Here is a 1,730-nt window from a genome sequence, read left to right as displayed (position 1 = left end):
GCAAGAACACCCGGCCCACCCCACGCCACGACGTGCACACAGTCCGCAAATCAGGCACTGCGAAACAACGAACCAAGAAGACAACGACCCCACGACCCCGCCGCACAGGTTAAAGATCAAGCTAGCCCCTCGGTCCGCTTCGTGCCCCGGGGTTGTTCGGTGCTGGTGAGGGGCCAGCCGAACAACGCCGCACGGCGGTCGAATGGCCGAAGGACGTGGCCGGGACGGCCATGAGGCGGAACGGCCATGAGGCGGCGGTCCGAACCCTGCGAGGGGAGGGTTCGGGCCGCCCCGCATCCGAAGGTTCGGGCCGCCCCGCGTCCGAGGGCTCGGACCGCCCCGCGTCCGCACACACCCGCGACAGGCTGGAGGAGAGCCATGTATCGACGACATCGCACCCGGCACCTCGCCGTGGGGCTGGGCGCGGCGGCGCTCACCGTGACGCTCACGGCGACGACGGCACCCCACTCGGCATCAACGGCGGCACAGCGGTACGGCTGGGGCGACCCGCTCCCCGCGTGGTCGGACGAGTTCGGCTACGGCTCCGAGGCCGACCCCGCCGTACCGGACAGCGCCAAGTGGCGTCTGGCGGGCGGCGGTCCCGGCAAGTGCTGGCCGGGACACAGCGACAACGGCCGCCGCTGCGACGCCAACACCCGCGTCATCGGCGGAGTCCTGCGTATGACCGGCGAGGCGGACGGCAACACCGGCTGGCTCGCCTCGCGGTACGGCCAGAAGTACGGCAGGTGGGAGGCCCGCGTACGCTCCCGGGCCACCGCCCCCGACAACGGCCGGCAGTACCACCCGCTACTGATCCTCTGGCCGGACTCGAACCGGCACCCCGAGGACGGCGAGTACGACTACCTGGAGAACGGCGCCCCCGGCGAGCAGTGCGCCGAGGCGTTCCTGCACTACCCGCACCCGGAGGACGTGCCCGTACAGCAGGAGCACGCCCGCAAGTGCGGTGTGGACCTGTCGCAGTGGCACAACGTGGCCGTCGAGTGGACCCCGGATCATCTGCGCGGCTTCCTCGACGGCGAGGAGTGGTTCCGCTTCTCCGGCGGCGCGAACGCGGATCGGGACTGCATCCAGTGCGCACCGTCGATGCACCAGACCATCCAGCTCGACAACTTCCACGGGGACGGCCTCCAGAGCGCCGTCTACGAAGTGGACTGGGCGCGGGTCTACGACCTGCCGGACGACGAGAGCGTGAGGTGACCGCGATGCCGGACTCCACGACGACGCGCATGCCGAAATCCCTGATCTTCGTCCTCGTCCTGGCCGGCGGACACGCGCTCGGCACCGTCTTCGGCGGCTGGGCGGTCATCGACGAGAACCAGAGCAAGCTGGACCACGGGCAGGACCTGCTGATGCCGATGGCCGTGGCCTGGTTCCTGGCGCTGTTCTGCTGGGGCCTGGCGGCACTCCAGGTCGCCTGCGTCGTCCTGGCGCGGGGCCGCCGCCTCTGGGTCCGTGTGGTGCTCATCGTCTGCCTGTCGTTCGCGGCCCTGGGGATGGTCATCGCCGCCCTCGGCTCGCTGGTCGCGGGGGCACCCAGCCTCCCGGCGTTCCTGATCGCGTTCGCGGACCTGGCGGCCCTGTGGACGGTGAGCGGCGAGACGGGCCGCCGGTACTTCTCGGTACGCTCCCCGGCTCCGGGGGTGACCACGACATGACCTACCCCACGTACGAACCCGGCCCTCCCCTGCCCCCGGAGCCGGGGAGCGTAC

2 protein-coding genes are annotated in these 1,730 nt (G+C 71.0%); both read left to right on the top strand.

The features are described 5' to 3' along the window. The first annotated feature begins 378 nt into the window (after positions 1-378). A complete protein-coding gene (locus CA983_RS43350) occupies positions 379-1,218 on the top strand; it encodes a glycoside hydrolase family 16 protein (RefSeq protein ID WP_158101943.1) in 840 nt (279 codons plus the stop codon). A 5-nt stretch (positions 1,219-1,223) separates the two neighbouring features. Beyond that, the gene (locus CA983_RS43345; RefSeq protein WP_143645822.1) at positions 1,224-1,676 is read left to right on the top strand and encodes a hypothetical protein; all 453 of its coding nucleotides are present in this window, start codon (positions 1,224-1,226) and stop codon (positions 1,674-1,676) included. Positions 1,677-1,730 lie beyond the last annotated feature (54 nt).

Origin of the sequence: Streptomyces swartbergensis (assembly GCF_002148965.1) — a bacterium.
In the GTDB taxonomy this organism is placed as follows: domain Bacteria; phylum Actinomycetota; class Actinomycetes; order Streptomycetales; family Streptomycetaceae; genus Streptomyces; species Streptomyces swartbergensis.
This window is presented reverse-complemented; position numbering and strand designations above follow the sequence as displayed.

What these genes read in the sequence shown, in the direction of transcription:
- CA983_RS43350 (WP_158101943.1), top strand. Translation starts at nt 379, where the DNA reads ATGTATCGACGACATCGCACCCGGCACCTCGCCGTGGGGCTGGGCGCG.
- CA983_RS43345 (WP_143645822.1), top strand. Translation starts at nt 1,224, where the DNA reads ATGCCGGACTCCACGACGACGCGCATGCCGAAATCCCTGATCTTCGTC.